General features: G+C 49.7%; 12 protein-coding genes. 7 read left to right on the forward strand and 5 right to left on the reverse strand.

Annotated features, from left to right (window positions below):
- Positions 1-26 precede the first annotated feature (26 nt).
- The 5 genes from GO988_RS19285 to rpsF form a co-directional block, all read right to left on the reverse strand.
- Positions 27-2,093 (reverse strand): thioredoxin domain-containing protein, encoded by a 2,067-nt coding sequence (locus GO988_RS19285; protein ID WP_157568636.1) that lies wholly within the window; start codon positions 2,091-2,093, stop codon positions 27-29.
- A gap of 59 nt (positions 2,094-2,152) precedes the next feature.
- Positions 2,153-4,324: a GSCFA domain-containing protein gene (locus GO988_RS19290; RefSeq protein ID WP_157568638.1), complete on the reverse strand. Its 2,172-nt coding sequence runs from the start codon at positions 4,322-4,324 to the stop codon at positions 2,153-2,155.
- A 78-nt stretch (positions 4,325-4,402) separates the two neighbouring features.
- Positions 4,403-4,846 carry a 50S ribosomal protein L9 gene (gene rplI / locus GO988_RS19295; protein ID WP_157568640.1) on the reverse strand — a complete coding sequence of 148 codons (444 nt, stop codon included), beginning with the start codon at positions 4,844-4,846 and terminating at the stop codon, positions 4,403-4,405.
- Positions 4,847-4,939: 93 nt separating this feature from the next.
- The gene (rpsR, locus tag GO988_RS19300) at positions 4,940-5,212 is read right to left on the reverse strand and encodes a 30S ribosomal protein S18 (RefSeq protein WP_157568642.1); all 273 of its coding nucleotides are present in this window, start codon (positions 5,210-5,212) and stop codon (positions 4,940-4,942) included.
- Between the two features lie 19 nt (positions 5,213-5,231).
- Positions 5,232-5,609: a 30S ribosomal protein S6 gene (gene rpsF, locus GO988_RS19305; protein ID WP_157568644.1), complete on the reverse strand. Its 378-nt coding sequence runs from the start codon at positions 5,607-5,609 to the stop codon at positions 5,232-5,234.
- 447 nt (positions 5,610-6,056) lie between these two features.
- Here rpsF and GO988_RS19310 point away from each other — a divergent pair, with 447 nt between their 5' ends.
- The 7 genes from GO988_RS19310 to GO988_RS19340 all read left to right on the forward strand — a co-directional run bounded on the left by GO988_RS19310 (position 6,057) and on the right by GO988_RS19340 (position 15,920).
- Entirely contained in the window at positions 6,057-7,412 is a 1,356-nt protein-coding gene (locus GO988_RS19310; RefSeq protein WP_232341601.1) for a cytochrome c3 family protein, read from the forward strand.
- A 117-nt stretch (positions 7,413-7,529) separates the two neighbouring features.
- Positions 7,530-10,595: a TAT-variant-translocated molybdopterin oxidoreductase gene (locus GO988_RS19315; protein ID WP_157568646.1), complete on the forward strand. Its 3,066-nt coding sequence runs from the start codon at positions 7,530-7,532 to the stop codon at positions 10,593-10,595.
- Between the two features lie 50 nt (positions 10,596-10,645).
- Positions 10,646-12,121 carry an NrfD/PsrC family molybdoenzyme membrane anchor subunit gene (gene nrfD, locus GO988_RS19320; RefSeq protein ID WP_232341602.1) on the forward strand — a complete coding sequence of 492 codons (1,476 nt, stop codon included), beginning with the start codon at positions 10,646-10,648 and terminating at the stop codon, positions 12,119-12,121.
- The gene (locus tag GO988_RS19325) at positions 12,114-12,641 is read left to right on the forward strand and encodes a DUF3341 domain-containing protein (protein ID WP_157568648.1); all 528 of its coding nucleotides are present in this window, start codon (positions 12,114-12,116) and stop codon (positions 12,639-12,641) included. Before nrfD ends, GO988_RS19325 begins: the two co-directional genes overlap by 8 nt.
- The gene (locus tag GO988_RS19330; protein WP_232341603.1) at positions 12,641-13,393 is read left to right on the forward strand and encodes a c-type cytochrome; all 753 of its coding nucleotides are present in this window, start codon (positions 12,641-12,643) and stop codon (positions 13,391-13,393) included. The genes GO988_RS19325 and GO988_RS19330 overlap by 1 nt, the downstream gene beginning before the upstream one ends.
- Positions 13,394-13,397: 4 nt before the next feature.
- Complete coding sequence (locus tag GO988_RS19335; RefSeq protein ID WP_232341604.1) at positions 13,398-14,720, forward strand: quinol:cytochrome C oxidoreductase; 1,323 nt, start codon at positions 13,398-13,400, stop codon at positions 14,718-14,720.
- 99 nt (positions 14,721-14,819) lie between these two features.
- Positions 14,820-15,920, forward strand: a complete 1,101-nt coding sequence (locus GO988_RS19340) for a cytochrome c oxidase subunit II (protein ID WP_157568650.1) — start codon at positions 14,820-14,822, stop codon at positions 15,918-15,920.
- Positions 15,921-15,937 lie beyond the last annotated feature (17 nt).

The following is a 15,937-nucleotide window of genomic DNA, read 5'->3' on the forward strand; positions in this document are numbered from 1 at the left end:
CGGTAGGGCGAGGTGCGTAAACCGGATTAGTGGTGACTCGGAAGTTCGGGTATCGCGAGCTGGGCAAGGGCTTTGGCCACCGTGTGCACTGGCAACTGGCAAGCCCGGTTGCGACACACATAGAGGGTGGTTTTAGCTGCGTTATGCCGGCCTTTTAGCAGCGGCAAACTGCTGGAAGCCAAGCTGCCGGCCAGCACCTCGTTGGGCAGAAAGTATTGGCTTATTTCGCGCCGAAACCGCTCAGCTTCTGGGCCCGTGATGGCCACCTCGGCGCCCGGCCGCAACAGCGCTACGTAAAGGCTGCCCCAGTTAGTGAGGTGTTGCGGCTCCTTGGCGACTAATGCCTGCACCTGGCCGAGCATGGCGGCGGCTAGTTCTTGGTAAGGGGTGTTTTCGAGGTGGCGGCCAAGCCGCCATAAGTTGTGCGCCATCACGGAGTTAGACCCCGGAATAACGTTGTCGAATAATTCCTTTTTGCGCGCAATAAGTGGCTCAGCGCTGGCATCGGTATAGAAAAACTGTTGCTCGGCGGGGTCAAAAAAGTTCTCTAGCACGTAAGTGGTCAGCGTCTCAGCTTCGCGAAGCCAGCTTTCGGTGAAAGTAGCTTCGTACAAGCTGAGGTAGGCTTCAATCACTAGCGCATAGTCTTCCAGAAAACCGTTGATAGTGGCGCGGCCATTCTTCCAGGTGCGGAAGAGCCGCGGTCCTTCCCGTAGGTTCTGCTGCAAAAAATCGGCATTTCGCAGCGCAAATTCAAGTAGTTCTGCCTCGCCAAAAGCGCGATAGGCGGCTACCAGTCCGCTGAGCAGGAGGGCATTCCAACCAGTCAATACCTTGTCGTCTAGCCCAGGGCGCACCCGCTTCGTGCGAGCTGCGAGAAGCTGTTGCTGCCAGCCGTGCACCAGCTTCGCCAGTACGTGCGGCTCTAGGGCATGTGCATCCGCAAAATCGGCGTCTGACTGCCGCCGGTGCAAAATATTGCGGCCGTGCTCCCAGTTCCCTACCCCCGTGCACTGGTAGTAGGCCGCCGCTAAAGGCTCTTCCTCACCCAAAATTGCCTGTAATTCTTCCCGGGTCCAGACGTAGAACTTGCCTTCTTCGCCCTCACTATCCGCGTCGAGCGACGAGTAAAAGCCGCCTTCGGGATTAGTTAGCTCGCGGCGCACCCATGCCACGGTTTGAAAAACGACCTGGCGGTATAATGGGTCTTGCGTTACCTGATAGGCTTCACTGTAGAGGCTGAGCAATTGGCCATTATCATACAGCATTTTTTCAAAGTGCGGTACCAGCCACTCGGCATCGACAGAGTAGCGGGCAAAGCCACCGCCTACCTGGTCGTAAATGCCGCCCCAAGCCATTTCGCGTAGCGTGAGGTTAATTTGGTTTAGCACAGCTTGGCTACCCGAAATATGGTATGCTCGTAGCAAAAACCGCCAAATACTAGGCATTGGAAACTTCGGCGCGCGGTTGGTACCACCCCGCTCATGGTCGAAGCGTAGGCCTAGGTTGTAGGCAAGTAACTTAAATTCTTCGTCGTTCACCGCAGCAGCAGAGCCAGCTTCAGCTGCGCCGTATTTCTCCAGCTCGCTTGTTTGCAGCACTTGGGCGAAGCGCTCGGCCGAACCATCGAGTTCGGCGCGGTGCTCGCCAGCGTAGGCTTGGGCAATATTTTCGAGTAGTTTAACCCAGTTGGTCGGTGGAAAGTAGGTACCCCCATAAAAAGGCTTGGCTGTTGGCGTTAGCATCACGTTGAGTGGCCACCCACCCTGAATACCCATCGCCTGGACTGCCTCCATATAAACTTGGTCCACATCGGGTCGCTCTTCGCGGTCTACTTTGATGCACACAAAATATTCGTTCATTACCCGCGCTACCTGTTCATTTTCAAATGATTCCCGCTCCATAACGTGGCACCAGTGGCAAGCCGCGTACCCGATGCTCACAATAATTGGCTTTTGCTCGGCCTGTGCCCGCGCCAGCGCTTCCGGGCCCCACGGGTACCAGTCCACGGGGTTGTGCGCGTGCTGCAATAAGTATGGGCTGGTTTCGTGAGCTAAGCGATTGGTAGGCAGGGTAGGGCTATCGACGGACATAAGATGCAGGGGCTAGGCAAAATAAAACCCAGCCGAGGGGGCTGGGTTTTAGTAACAAACTAGGTTGCCGGATTATCAGCCGGCGGGGGCGTTTTTTTGCCTGGCGGGCGGCTGCGCCGCGTGGCCGCTGTTTTGGCTGGCGCTTTCTTCGGCGCTACCGGTTTGGTCGCTTTAGGAGTCTTAGCAGTAGGCTTCTTTGCAGGCTTAGCCGGAGCAATTGTTTCTTCAACGACAGGCACAGTTGGCTCAGGCGTACTACTTGGCGGATTGACGTCTGCCGAAGGAGTAGGGGTAGGCGCAGTACGAGGCGTAGTTGCTTTGGGGCGGCCACGCTTAGGTTTTACTGCTGGCGTTGCAGAGGTTGGCTCGGTGGGCGTAGGTGCTTCTTGCGGGGCCTCCATTGGAGGAGGAAAAAAAGCTGTGTCTACCGCCGGCCGCTCCAATAGCATCTCCGGAATAATAGGCGGAGAAATAATGGGTGCCGTAGCAGGATGCGCGGGGGCTGGGACCGACGTTTCTACAGGCTCGGGAGCGGGCGACCGGTACAGACTGTTGCGGTTGCCCCGCTTTACCAACCCCGATTTAGTAATGACCTTCGATTTCTTAGGCGTTGGGCCAGTCCCACGCTTGCGCACGGGAGCGGAAGGCTGCGAGGTTGCCTGCGCCAAAGGGGGTAGGGGTGCACTGCTGGTGCTACCTCCAGCAAGTTCAGCTTCAGCCGTAGCAGTTTGCAAGCTACTAGGTAGCTCGGCTACCGGTGCTTCAACAGTGAAGTCAGCATTTTCCTGCGCTAATTCTTCAATCAGCTCGGTTTCTGCCAGAGACGATGACTGTACACTCTGCTGCTCGGCCGCCAGCAATGCAGCGTGCTTACGAGCCGTGCGCTTGGCACCGCCCCGCGAGCGCCGTTTTTTCTTCTTGGCCGGGTAGGCAGCTTCCTCCAACGCCAACGGCTCCAGCGGATTAACCTCTAACGAGATTACTGGTGGTGTAGTAGGCGCTGGTATAAGGCTTTCGTTGGTATAAACCTGTTCTTCCTCTACTGGCTGGGCTGGCCGGCTATTGCGGCGGTCTTGGCCCGAGCGCTCGGAGCGCCGGCCATCGCGTCGATTTTCTTGACGGCGCTCAGGCGGTGAAACGCTGCGTGAAACTAGCGTTGAGTTAGTTGATTCGGCAGTCGCATTGCCAATATCAATACGTTCCTCGTCGTCATCCAGCTCAGCCTCGAGCACCCTGGTGGGCCGGGGTGGGGGTAGGGCGGCTAGCTGGCGCTGTACATCACGCAATTCCTGACGCACCTCGACGCCCTGGTTGGCCAGCCGCTCCAAACGCTCGCGAGTTTGGTCGAGGAAAGTGCGGTGCTCGGGCGCGCCCGGGTGTAAAGGCCGGTGGCCCAGCGATTGACGTACTGCCGCCCACTCTTTAAGAAAGCGGCCAAAATCTGCATCGAAATAGGCCCGTGTGAACCGTTCCCAAATATAATTCTCTGCTACCTCCGACGGATGTAGCATGTCAGCCGCATAAAAGCGGTAGTCACGCAGGTCATCTGTTAGCAGTTCGTAAGCTGGGAAATAGCTCACGCCTGGCAGCAATTCACTTAGATAATGGCAAGCCACCCGGAGCACCGATTTGCTTACTGCATTCAGGGTCAAGGTGTCCTTAATATGGCGCACCGGGCTCACCGTGAGTACGATACGAATATTGGGGTTCAACCGCCGCACCAGAGCGTGTACCTCGGCCAAGCCATTCACAATCTCATCAGCAGTCAGCAGTTCTTTCTCGAATAAATCTGCTGGCAGCTTATGTAAATTGCTGACCAGTTCCCCAGTTTCGCGTAGGCGGTAAGCCCAGGCCGTCCCCAAAGTCAATACTACTGTGTCAGTCGTCCGTAAAAAGTCACCTACCCGACGCACCGTATCTTGGATGGTTTGCAGCAACTCAACTGGTGAGTCAGCACCGATGGTGCTATGAAAATCATAGCTCTGCCACCGGCCACGAGCTTCCACTACATGCTGCTGCCAATCTTGCTCTTCGCCAGCTGCTGCTCGCAGCAACTGTGCCAGCGCCAGTGGCTGAAACACCGTGCCGAACGGATTGACTAGCGTCGAAATCTTGTTCAGGCGCAACCGCTCCCCGATAGTATCAGCAAAGCATGAGCCTACCGTTAGTACCCGTGCCGTGCGGGTTAGTTGCCGCTCTTGCGGCGCAATAGTTAGTTCAGTCCGAAACATGAATTGCAAAGGTAGGCCCAAAAAAAAGACGCTCCACCTCACGGCAGAACGTCTTTGTAATGCGTTGATAGCTAGCGCTTACGCAGCTACTACGCGGAAGTGTACGGTGTGCTTCACTTCCTTGTGCAGGTTGAGGGTAGCGGTATAGTCGCCAGCAGTGGCAGGCTCTTGGTCGAAGCTCAGGCGCTTGCGGTCAACCTCAATACCTTTGTTTTTCAAGGCTTCAGCCAATTGTAGCGTGGTAACCCGACCGAAGATTTTGCCGGTTTCACCCACTTTAGCGGGCAAATCGAATACCTGACTGCCAACTTGGTCAGCTACTGCTTGCGCATCAGCTTGTACTTTCTCGGCTTTGTGGGCTGCTTGACGTACGTTCTCAGCTACGATTTTTTTAGCCGATTTGTCGGCTAACATTGCTAAGCCTTGGGGCAACAAATAGTTGCGGCCGTAGCCCGACTTTACCGTTACGAGGTCGTTCTTATAACCCAGCCCCTTAACGTCGTCTTTCAGGATAATTTCCATGAGTATTTTGAGAGTTAAAAAGTTAAATCAAAGACTGATAATCAGCAAATTATATTAAATATAATTGCTGGCTGACAGCCTTCAACATCTAACTTATTTCAGGGCGTCGGTTACGTAAGGCATTAGAGCTAGGTGGCGAGCTTTTGCTACGGCCTGAGCTACTTTGCGCTGGAATTTCAGGCTGGTACCCGTGATGCGGCGGGGCAGCAAGCGGCCCTGCTCATTCACAAACTTCAGCAGGAAGTTCGGGTCTTTGTAGTCTACGTACTTGATACCGTTCTTTTTGAAGCGGCAGTACTTGTTACGCGTGTCAACGGGCTTATTGCCGTTGTTACGATCGTTGTTGCGGTTGTTCGAGGTAGCCATCGGGTTATTTACTAGAGGGTTACTGAGCTACAGATTCGGCTTCTTTCGGAGCCCGCTGCTGGTTCATTTCACCGTTGCGACGGCGCTCATTGTAGGTTACCGAGTGCTTGTCGAGCACCGTAGTCAGAAAGCGGATTACCCGCTCGTCGCGGCGAAACGCCAGCTCCAGCACGTCTACAATGTTGCCTGAACCATTGTAGGTCAGGGTAAAGTAGTAGCCAGTGGATTTCTTCTGAATTGGATAAGCTAGCTTGCGCAAGCCCCAGGCTTCAGTAGAAATGAGGTCGGCGCTATTTTCCTTAAGCACCTGCGAGAACTTCTCGACCGTCTCTTGCACCTGGCCCTCGTTTAGCACGGGGGTAAGGATGAAGACCGTCTCGTAATTTCTTACGTCCATTGACGGGGTTGATTTTTGAATGTGAAAAAAATGAATTGGGGGGCAAAGGTACTGATTTTCCGCCGCATTACCAAAGCCCTTTAGCTTTTTACTCAGCTGCGTCATAAATATACGGAGCAGCTTGACCCTACCCCCCTTTAAACGTTGCACCAAGGAGGTAGCTCAAGTACTGTTGGCCTTACCCCTGTTGCGTGCTCTGAGTGAGAGATGTATTTTTTGCAAAACACAAGGCATTTTGAAACAATATTTGGTAATTATCCATTAATTTGCTAGAACAAACACAAAAAAACGGCACTATTTGAAATGAATTGGGCCTTATTTGTTTGTATTCTAAATAAAGATGACTAAGGCGAAAACCGCCTTTTTACCTTTGCCACCCGCGATTCCTAGCCTACATTTGTAGCCCGGAAAGGGTACCCCCGCAATCCGTTTTACCGGTTCGTTTGGATGATGAATAGCTTTCTATCACGCACCAGTTCTTGGGTGCTAGCTCTATTTTTGGCACTGGCCGGGCCCGCGCTCGCCCAAGATGCTGCCTCTACTGCCAACGTTAGCAAAGCTGGCGTAGCACCTGGCGGCGCTGCAACCGCATCTGCTGGAGCCGCCGCAGCGCCAGCCGCAGCCGCCCCAGGCTCTGGTGGCGGTGATGCCGCTGCAATTGCTGCCGGCGACGCCTTATTTAAAAACAACTGCGCCCAGTGCCACGCTGTTAACGATAAGGTAGTAGGCCCTGCTTTAGCCGGTATTAGCAAACGTCGTACCATATCGTGGCTTATTCCTTGGGTGCATAACTCTTCTAAGGTTATTGCTAGTGGTGATGAGTACGCTGTTAAGTTGTTCAACGACAACGGCAAACAACAAATGCCTGCCTTTCCACAATTGTCGGACAAGGAAATTACTAGCATCATCGCTTGGGTTACTTCGCAAGAAGGTGGCGGTGGTGGCGCTGCTGCTACTGCGGCAACCGGTGGTGTAACTACTGGCAATGCAGCTGCGGCTGATGGTGCTGATGCTAGTGGCGGGGGTAAGTACATGGATGTACTACTTATCGTACTGGTAGTTGTGCTGATTGTGTTGGTAGTAACTCTTGCCATCATTGCCAACCTGATGAAAGACGTACTGCAGGGTCGTAAAGACCTTGATGGTCGCGACGTCGAAATCCTGGAGCAACGCTTTAACTGGGCTGGCTTATATCAATCTTCAGCTTTGCGCGGAATTGTAGGGGTAGTATTTGCTTTGGTGCTACTCTATGTAGGCGTGCAAAGTGTAATGGCGGTAGGTTTGACGCAGGGTTACCAGCCGACTCAACCAATTGCTTTCTCTCACAAAATCCACGCTGGTGAGAATAATATTAACTGTGCCTATTGCCATACTTCTGTGTACAAGGGCAAATCGGCTAACATTCCTTCGGCTAACATTTGTATGAACTGCCACTCGCAGATTAAGACAGAGTCGCCTGAAATCAAGAAAATTTACCGGGCCATTGAGCGTAAGCAGCCCATTCAGTGGGTACGGGTACATAACCTACCCGACCTAGCTTACTTTAACCACTCACAGCACACACAGGTAGGTGGTATTCAGTGCCAGACTTGCCACGGTCCTATCCAGAATATGGAAGTGGTTTACCAATATTCAGCTCTTACTATGGGCTGGTGCATTAACTGCCACCGCGAGACACCTCTCAATACGAAAGGCAATGCTTATTACGATAACCTTGTGAAACTGCACGACAAATCGAATAGCGCTGTACCCTTCACCGTATCGTCGAACGGCGGTACTGAGTGCTCGAAGTGCCACTACTAAGTTTTTTTAGCTAAGCCTTTTATATAAGACAACAGGAGCAGGCTGAGAGTAAAGGAATACCTACGGGTTTACTAACTCTCAGCCCCTGCTTCATTACGGTGTCGCCTTACTGATAAGATGAAATACTGGAAGGGAATTGAAGAGCTAGACAACTCGTCGGAGTTCGCAAAACACGCTTTCGCCGAGTTTCCTGACTTTTTGCCGGTTAAGGAAAAGCGGGCTGGAGAAGTCGAGGACTCTTCGGTAGCTCCGCGTCGCGACTTTTTGAAGCTTATGGGCTTTGGAGTAGCAGCAGCTACCCTCGCTTCGTGCGAAACGCCGGTACGCAAGGCTATACCCTACCTGAATAAGCCGGAGGAAGTAGACCCTACTATCTCCAATTTCTACGCGTCTACTTACTTCACGGGTTCTGACTATAACGCGGTCTTAGTTAAGACGCGTGAGGGTCGTCCAATCAAGTTAGAAGGTAATCCAGAGTCGCCAATTACCCGTGGTGGTCTTTCCGCACGCGCTCAAGCTGCTGTGCTCAACCTGTATGATGGAGCTCGCTTACCTCACTTCATGATGAAGAAGGGTAATGGGCACGAGAAAACTGACTTTGACCAGTTAGATAATGCGGTCCGCGCTGGTTTATCGAGTGCGACAGGCAAGATAGCTGTGGTATCCCCTACCATTATCAGCCCTAGCACTAAGCGTGCAATAGCAGCTTTAGCAGGCCGGTATCGCAACGTAGAACATATCATGTATGATGTGAACTCGGCGTCTGGCTTGTTACAAGCTAATAGTGGTGTGTTACCAGCCTATGATTTTAGCCAAGCCAAAATCATTGTGGGTCTCGGAGCTGATTTTCTAGGTACTTGGATTTCACCTGTTGAATATTCGCGCCAGTACGTTACCAACCGCAAACTGAGCACCGACAAGCGTGCTATGTCGCGCCATTACCAGTTTGAGAGCAATTTATCTCTGACTGGTTCTAATGCTGATGTGCGTATCGCAGTAAAGCCGTCCGACATTGGTACTGTAGCAGTAGCACTATATAATGCCGTTTCAGGTACTGGTTCAGCCACAGCACTGCCTGCTGCTGCTCAAAAACAGATGGCCCGTGTAGTAGCTGATTTGCAAGCTAACCGTGGGGCTTCGTTGGTGGTATCGGGATCAAATGACCCCGCAGTGCAGACAGTAGTAGCCGCCATTAACCAGACTCTTGGTAATGTTGGAACCACTGTTAATTTAACTGCACCCTCGTTTGTGCGTCAGGGTAATGACGCACGCATGAGCCAATTTGTAGATGAGTTGAAGAGCGGCGCTATCAGTGCAGTTATCTTTTACCACGCTAACCCAGTGTATAACCACCCACGGGGTGAAGAAATTAAGACGGCCATTAGTAAGGTGCCGCTTAGTGTATCGCTTAACGACCGCTTGGATGAGACTGGCTCACTTTGTCAATATCAAGCGCCTGACCACCACTGGCTAGAATCGTGGAATGACTATGAGCCAAAGCGTGGTTATTTGAGCTTAGCACAGCCAGCTATTACGCCTATATTCAAAACTCGTCAGGCACAAGAGACTTTCTTGCGTTGGGCAGGTTCTAATGAAACGTACTACAACTTCATGAAAGATGGTTGGCGTACGGCACTTGGTGCAAACGGCTTCCAAGCTGCTTGGGATAAAGCAGTGCATGATGGCGTAGCATCTGGTTCAGTATTGCCTACCCCCACCTTTGCGGCCGCTGCCCCAGGTATCGCTACTGCCATCAGCAATATTCGCGGTGCTAAAAAAGGTGCGATCGAAGTTGCATTGTATGAGAAGGTAGGTATTGGCGAGGGTGGGGTAGAAGGTAATAATCCTTTTTTGCATGAATTGCCGGACCCAGTTTCTAAAGCTACTTGGGGAAACTACATTGCCGTGCCACGCAAAATGGCTGTTGACAATAAATGGGAGCAAGGTGATGTCATCAAGGTAACGGCTAACGGTAAGAGCATCGAGGTTCCCGTGCTAGTGCAGCCCGGCCAGGCTGAAGGCTCAGTAAGTATTGCCGTTGGCTATGGCCGTACAATGGCTGGTAAAGTTGGCAACCAGTTAGGTGCTAATGCTTTCCCTCTAGTCCAGACCACGTCTGATGGCCCAGTATACTATAACGTAGTAACATTAGAGAAAACAGGTGCTACGAGTCCTATCGCTCAAACTCAGACTCACCATACTATCATGGACCGCCGTGAGGTGGTGCAGGAAAGTACGCTAGCTAAATATATTGCGAATCCCAAAGAGGTTACTGAATACGAACGAGTTGCGACTCCCGATGGCTTAGAAAAGCCTAACAAAGTGTCGTTGTGGCAGGATTATCAGTATAATGACCACCACTGGGGCATGGCTATTGACCTCAATTCATGCATTGGCTGTGGTTCTTGCGTGATTGGGTGCCAAACTGAAAACAATATTGCTGTAGTTGGTAAGCAACAGGTCATCAATCGGCGCGAAATGCACTGGATGCGTATTGACCGTTACTATAGTTCCGACCACCACGAAGACGAATTTGAGAAAGAAGGCAAGCTGAAAACGTATGCGGCAATGGAGGACCCTTCGGATAATCCGCAAGTAATTTTTCAGCCTATGATGTGCCAGCACTGCAACCATGCTCCTTGCGAGACTGTGTGCCCAGTACTTGCTACTACGCACAGCTCGGAAGGTTTGAACCAGATGACCTACAACCGTTGTGTAGGTACACGTTATTGCGCAAACAATTGCCCCTATAAGGTCCGTCGTTTTAACTGGTTCTCCTACTATTCTAACGAGAAATTCGAGGATGTAAACGGGCATATGTTTACGGACCTTGGCCGTATGGTTCTGAATCCCGATGTAACAGTTCGTGCTCGTGGGGTAATGGAGAAATGCTCCTTCTGTGTACAGCGTATCCAGTTAGGTAAGCTGGAAGCTAAGAAGCAAAAACGCCGGCCTAAGGATGGAGAGGTTGTAACAGCCTGTGCTCAGTCGTGCCCTACAGAGGCCATCTTGTTTGGTGATATGCGCGACCCTAGTAGCCGTATCAGTCAGTTGCTACGCCGTGAAGATGGTGAGCGCGCATTCCATGTACTTGATTCTATCAACGTGCAACCTAACGTTACGTACCTAACCAAAATCCGTAACGCGGCTTCGACCTTCTTCCCCGAAGAAGAAAATGCTTAAGCTAGCAATAGCTTTTTAGTAAGAAAACAAGTCTTTAAATCTTCATCATTATGCAGCACGTATCACCAGTACGTAACCCGCTCGTAACGGGTGGAAAAACGTACCACGACGTAACTCAGGATATCTGCTATCAGGTAGAGGCTGCGCCTAACGTGCGTTGGATGGGTGCCCTATCTGTGGCGCTCGTTCTGCTCGGGGTATTTTTCTACTCTGTGTACCGGACCCTTTGGTTTGGTATTGGCGAGTGGGGCCTAAACAAAACAATTGGTTGGGCATGGGACATCACCAACTTCGTGTGGTGGGTAGGCATCGGTCACGCGGGCACGCTGATTTCAGCTGTGTTGCTGCTTTTCCGCCAGAAATGGCGGACTTCTATCAACCGAGCAGCAGAAGCGATGACGATTTTCGCTGTAATCTGCGCTGCTATGTTCCCGGTACTGCACATGGGCCGTCCATGGCTAGCTTTTTACGTTTTTCCTCTGCAAAACACGTTAGGTTCGCTTTGGGCAAATTTTAATTCGCCTCTGCTGTGGGATGTATTTGCCATTTCAACCTACTTCACTGTCTCGCTAGTATTCTGGTATACAGGTCTGGTGCCGGATTTTGCTACTATCCGTGACCGTGCTAAAGGGAAAATTGCTAAAGTTAGCTATTCACTACTTAGCATGGGCTGGACAGGTTCAGCTAAACATTGGTCGCGTTACGAAACGGTTTCGCTTATCCTGGCTGGTGTTTCTACCCCCCTTGTATTGTCGGTACACACTATCGTATCGATGGACTTTGCAACCTCGGTTGTACCAGGTTGGCATACTACTATCTTCCCTCCATACTTTGTTGCGGGCGCAATTTTCTCAGGCTTCGCAATGGTATTGACGCTAATGCTTATCACGCGAGTGGTATTTAAATTAGAAGATTACATTACGTTAGAACACATTGCACTCATGAATAAAATCATGATGGTGACAGGTTCTATCGTAGGCGTAGCATACATCACAGAGTTCTTCATTGCTTGGTACTCGCAAGTTGAATACGAGCAATATTGTTTTATCAACCGTGCTACGGGCCCTTACTGGTGGGCTTATCTGAGCATGATGAGTTGCAATGTGCTTTCGCCTCAGTTTGTATGGTTCCGTCGCATCCGTTACAGCATTCCAATGACCTTCACCTTGTCTATCATTGTGAATATCGGGATGTGGTTTGAACGCTTTGTAATTATCGTATCGTCTTTGCACCGTGACTATTTGCCTTCTTCCTGGGCAATGTTCTCACCAACTCGCATTGACGTTGGAGTTTATGTAGGGACTATTGGTCTTTTCTTTACTCTATTCCTCCTGTTTGCCAAGTTCTTCCCCGTTATCAACATGGCTGAAGTGAAGTCTATCCTGAAATATGGGGTAGATAATGGTCCTACTTATAATGGTCCTAATAATGGTGCACAACTTGCCGACCGGCATATGTCGCCTGCTCCTTATTCCACTCCTGGCGTTCCTGCTTCAGCACCTGTAAACTACGATAAACATGACTAAGCGCTTCGCCCTCGGCATCTTTGACGATGAAGATGTACTCCTTCATGCCATTGATAATGTGCGTGGAAACGGAGTGAAAATATATGATGTATTCTCTCCTTATCCAGTACACGGCATTGATGATGCACTAGGTATTGAGCGTTCACGGTTGCCTATTGCAGCATTCTTCTACGGGATGTGTGGTTTGGCTTTCGCACTATGGCTGCAGATATATACTCTTGGCTTTGATTGGCCTATGATAATTGGTGGTAAACCAAATATTGCTTTGCCTGCTTTTATTCCGGTGAGTTTTGAATTGACAGTATTCTTCACCTGTCATGGTATGGTAATCACTTTCTATACTATCTCCAAGTTATACCCACGTTTCAAAACGCCAGTACTGGATGTCCGCTCAACAGATGACAAATTTGTTATGGCAGTTGAGTTGGATGAAAGTAGTTCGCAATTGCCACAATTAACTAAACTACTCCGTGAAAATGGTGCTAGTGAAGTTAATCAAAAGGAAATGACCAAATTCTAATGATGTCGCCTTCTCTCAAACACGGGCTGTACACAGCTTCGCTGCTGCTGAGCGCGGGCTTAGCCTCTTGCTCGTCCGACCCGAATGACCCTGGGGTTGAATATGCTCCGGAAATGTATGAGTCAATTCCATACGAACCGTTACGGCAAACGAGCTTCAATACTATCAATGCCTTTGGCATCAATGAGCGGGTACCTGCCGTAGGTACAGTACCTCGAGGCAAACTAGCTTACTATGACCACATCCCTAAGGATAGTGTAACTATTGCTGAGCGGACGTTGCACAACCCATATCCGTACACAAAAGCGAATATCGAGGAAGGGCAGGCACTTTACACCCGCAACTGCCAGCATTGCCATGGCGAGAAGGGTGATGGACAAGGCCCAGTGGGCATGAAATTCAAAGGGGTGCCTAATTATTCGGCTGGCACTTATAAGACGATGAACGATGGGCACATTTACCATGTAATCGAATGGGGCCGCAATCGTATGATGCCGCACGGTTCACAAGTAAATCCTGAGGAACGTTGGAAAATTGCGATGTATGTGCACGTCTTGCAAATAAATAACGACCCAGCTGACCTACCTAAAATAGTTAGAGTTAGTAGTCCAGCCCCAACAACTAGCGAGACTAAAGGTGATGCGTCAGCTATGACTGACGGTTCTAACCAAAATCCAGAGGGCCAAGCGCAAGCGCACAAAGGCTCTGAAACGCCCGGGCAGGGCACTAAAGGCCGAAACGGCTCGATGTAACTGTATGTCAACGCTGACTCATCATCACGAACCTGCTGCTATTGAGCAGTTGGAGTTGGACCCTAAGGTTCAGCGCACGTTCATGGCTATTATTGGAGCTGGAGTACTAGTACTGATAATCGGTATAATCGCTGCTCTAATGCACTGGGGCGAGCATCACGAGGCTGGTGAAGCAGCAAGTCATTTAGGGGCTACAGCTGTTCACGATGCTGATGCTCATGAAGGCCACTCAGTGTTAGTTCGCCGCATTATTGTCAGTCTTTGGCATAGTAATGTATTCTTTATCGGCGTATCAGTGGTCGGTACTGTTTTTATGGCCATCCAGTATGTAGCCTATGCAGGTTGGTCAGTAATAGTTAAGCGCATTAACGAAGCACTTAGCGCATGGCTTATCCCTGGGGGTGTATTGCTAGTTGTGCTTTTCCTCATCGGTCGCCACGATATCTTCCACTGGACGCACGAAGGCATCATGACGAAGGGCTCAGCTACTTACGATAAAATTGTAGCTGGCAAATCAGGATTTCTGACATTGGGTTTTTACCTAATACGTATGATATCCTACCTTACTATTTGGGCAGTTTTTTCTTGGCGGTTGCGGCAGTTATCAATACAAGAAGACCTAAATGGTGGCACTAGTTACTTCCACACAAGTGTCAAAACAGCAGCCTTATTCTTAGTTCTATTTGCCGTTACTTCTTCCATGTCGGCTTGGGACTGGGTAATGTCAGTTGACGTCCACTGGTTTAGCACCATGTTTGGCTGGTATGTATTTGCTTCCTGGTGGGTATCAGGTATTGCGGCAACTACGCTTATTGCTATCTTCTTAAAGCAAGCTGGCTACCTGCGCTTCATGAACTCTAACCACTTTCATGACTTAGGTAAATTGATGTTTGGTTTCAGCATCTTCTGGACATATGTATGGTTCTCCCAGTTCATGCTTATTTGGTATGCCAACTTACCTGAAGAGGCAGTCTACTTCAATCAGCGCTTAGGTGGATTTGAAGGCCGATATACTTGGATGTTTTACTTCAACCTTGTTATCAACTTCGCCTTCCCTTTTTTGGCTTTGATGACCCGAGATGCTAAGCGGCAAATGATTATTATGAAAATCGTTTGCATTGCTATTCTAATTGGGCATTGGTCTGACTTTTATTTAATGATAATGCCGGGCACTTTGAAGGGGGATAATGGGTTCCTCATTGAGATTGGGATTGCCATGATTTTCTTAGGTGCATTTCTCATTCTAGTGACTCGCCGCTTGGTTTCAGCTTCGCTGATACCAGTAAATCATCCCTTTGTCGAGGAAAGCGTTCACCATACGACTTAATGTTTTAGAATATAGTAGCTAGAAAAATAGACAAGAGTTTTTGTATGCTCCTGCCGTTTTTGCTCTAGCTTCTAGCTTCTGACTTCTACCCCCCCTCAAATGACTGCTTTAACTATACTGCTGGTTTTGGTGCTGCTCTTGGTCGTTTTCGGCCTATTGTTTCGCCTCCAGATTCTGACTTCTATTTTCTCTGGTTCCTACGTGAAGGAGATAGGCATGAGCAATCGCATTAATGCATTGCTCATGTTGGTGTTCATGGTAGTAGGTGGTGCGGCCTTCTTCTGGTCTTTCGCCAATAACTTTTCTAAGATGAATCCTCCTATTGCTTCGGTCCATGGCCATGCAATGGAAAAAATGTTTTGGACAACGATGATAGTAATTGGCGTTGCTTTCGCTATTACGCAAGCCTTGCTGTTCATCTATTCTTATAAGTATCAGCATCAAGATGGGCGTCGCGCTTACTTTTTTGCCCACAATAATAAAATCGAAGTAATCTGGACTATTATCCCAGCTATTGTAATGGCTGCTTTGATTTTTGCTGGTTGGAAAGCGTGGACGCGTATCACGGGTCCTGCTCCTAAGGATGCCATTGTCTTAGAGGTAATGGGTAAGCAGTTTAACTGGTTAGTACGGTATCCTGGTAGAGACATGAAATTGGGCGTTGTAAACTACCGCTTGATTGATGCCTCGAATGACTTTGGGTTTGACTTGAGCGATAAATCAGCTTTAGATGATTTTACTGCTTCTGAGATACACGTCCCAAAAGGTCATCCAGTTCTCATTAAAATTCGCTCACGCGATGTATTACATGCTGTATATATGCCGCACTTCCGTGTGCAGATGTATGCAGTGCCGGGTATGCCAACGCGTTTTTGGTTTACTCCCACTACAACTACTGATGAAATGCGAGCTAAACTAGGTAATCCTAAGTTTAACTACGAACTGGCTTGCAATCAAATTTGTGGCAAAGGTCACTTTGCTATGAAGCTCAATATTGTAGTAGATGAGCCAGATGATTACGTAGCATGGTTTGCAGCTCAAACTCCAGTATCTAAAAATGCTGATTTGATGGCTTCCTTTAAGCAGATGAGCCAACAAACTGGTTTGGGTAAAGGGAATAGCAAAGCAGCTAGAGCTGAGGCTATTGAGGAAACTGGAGAAACTCCAGCTGTACCACTGGCTGCCCAAGCTTCGCTCTAATATTTACTCCTTAGAAT

The organism is Hymenobacter ginkgonis, assembly GCF_009755225.1.
Lineage (GTDB): Bacteria > Bacteroidota > Bacteroidia > Cytophagales > Hymenobacteraceae > Hymenobacter > Hymenobacter ginkgonis.

Coding starts and splice junctions, on each gene's coding strand:
- rpsR (WP_157568642.1), bottom strand. CDS start 5,212: ATGGCTACCTCGAACAACCGCAACAACGATCGTAACAACGGCAATAAG.
- nrfD (WP_232341602.1), top strand. CDS start 10,646: ATGCAGCACGTATCACCAGTACGTAACCCGCTCGTAACGGGTGGAAAA.
- GO988_RS19330 (WP_232341603.1), top strand. CDS start 12,641: ATGATGTCGCCTTCTCTCAAACACGGGCTGTACACAGCTTCGCTGCTG.
- GO988_RS19290 (WP_157568638.1), bottom strand. CDS start 4,324: ATGTTTCGGACTGAACTAACTATTGCGCCGCAAGAGCGGCAACTAACC.
- rplI (WP_157568640.1), bottom strand. CDS start 4,846: ATGGAAATTATCCTGAAAGACGACGTTAAGGGGCTGGGTTATAAGAAC.
- GO988_RS19315 (WP_157568646.1), top strand. CDS start 7,530: ATGAAATACTGGAAGGGAATTGAAGAGCTAGACAACTCGTCGGAGTTC.
- GO988_RS19285 (WP_157568636.1), bottom strand. CDS start 2,093: ATGTCCGTCGATAGCCCTACCCTGCCTACCAATCGCTTAGCTCACGAA.
- GO988_RS19335 (WP_232341604.1), top strand. CDS start 13,398: ATGTCAACGCTGACTCATCATCACGAACCTGCTGCTATTGAGCAGTTG.
- GO988_RS19310 (WP_232341601.1), top strand. CDS start 6,057: ATGATGAATAGCTTTCTATCACGCACCAGTTCTTGGGTGCTAGCTCTA.
- GO988_RS19325 (WP_157568648.1), top strand. CDS start 12,114: ATGACTAAGCGCTTCGCCCTCGGCATCTTTGACGATGAAGATGTACTC.
- GO988_RS19340 (WP_157568650.1), top strand. CDS start 14,820: ATGACTGCTTTAACTATACTGCTGGTTTTGGTGCTGCTCTTGGTCGTT.
- rpsF (WP_157568644.1), bottom strand. CDS start 5,609: ATGGACGTAAGAAATTACGAGACGGTCTTCATCCTTACCCCCGTGCTA.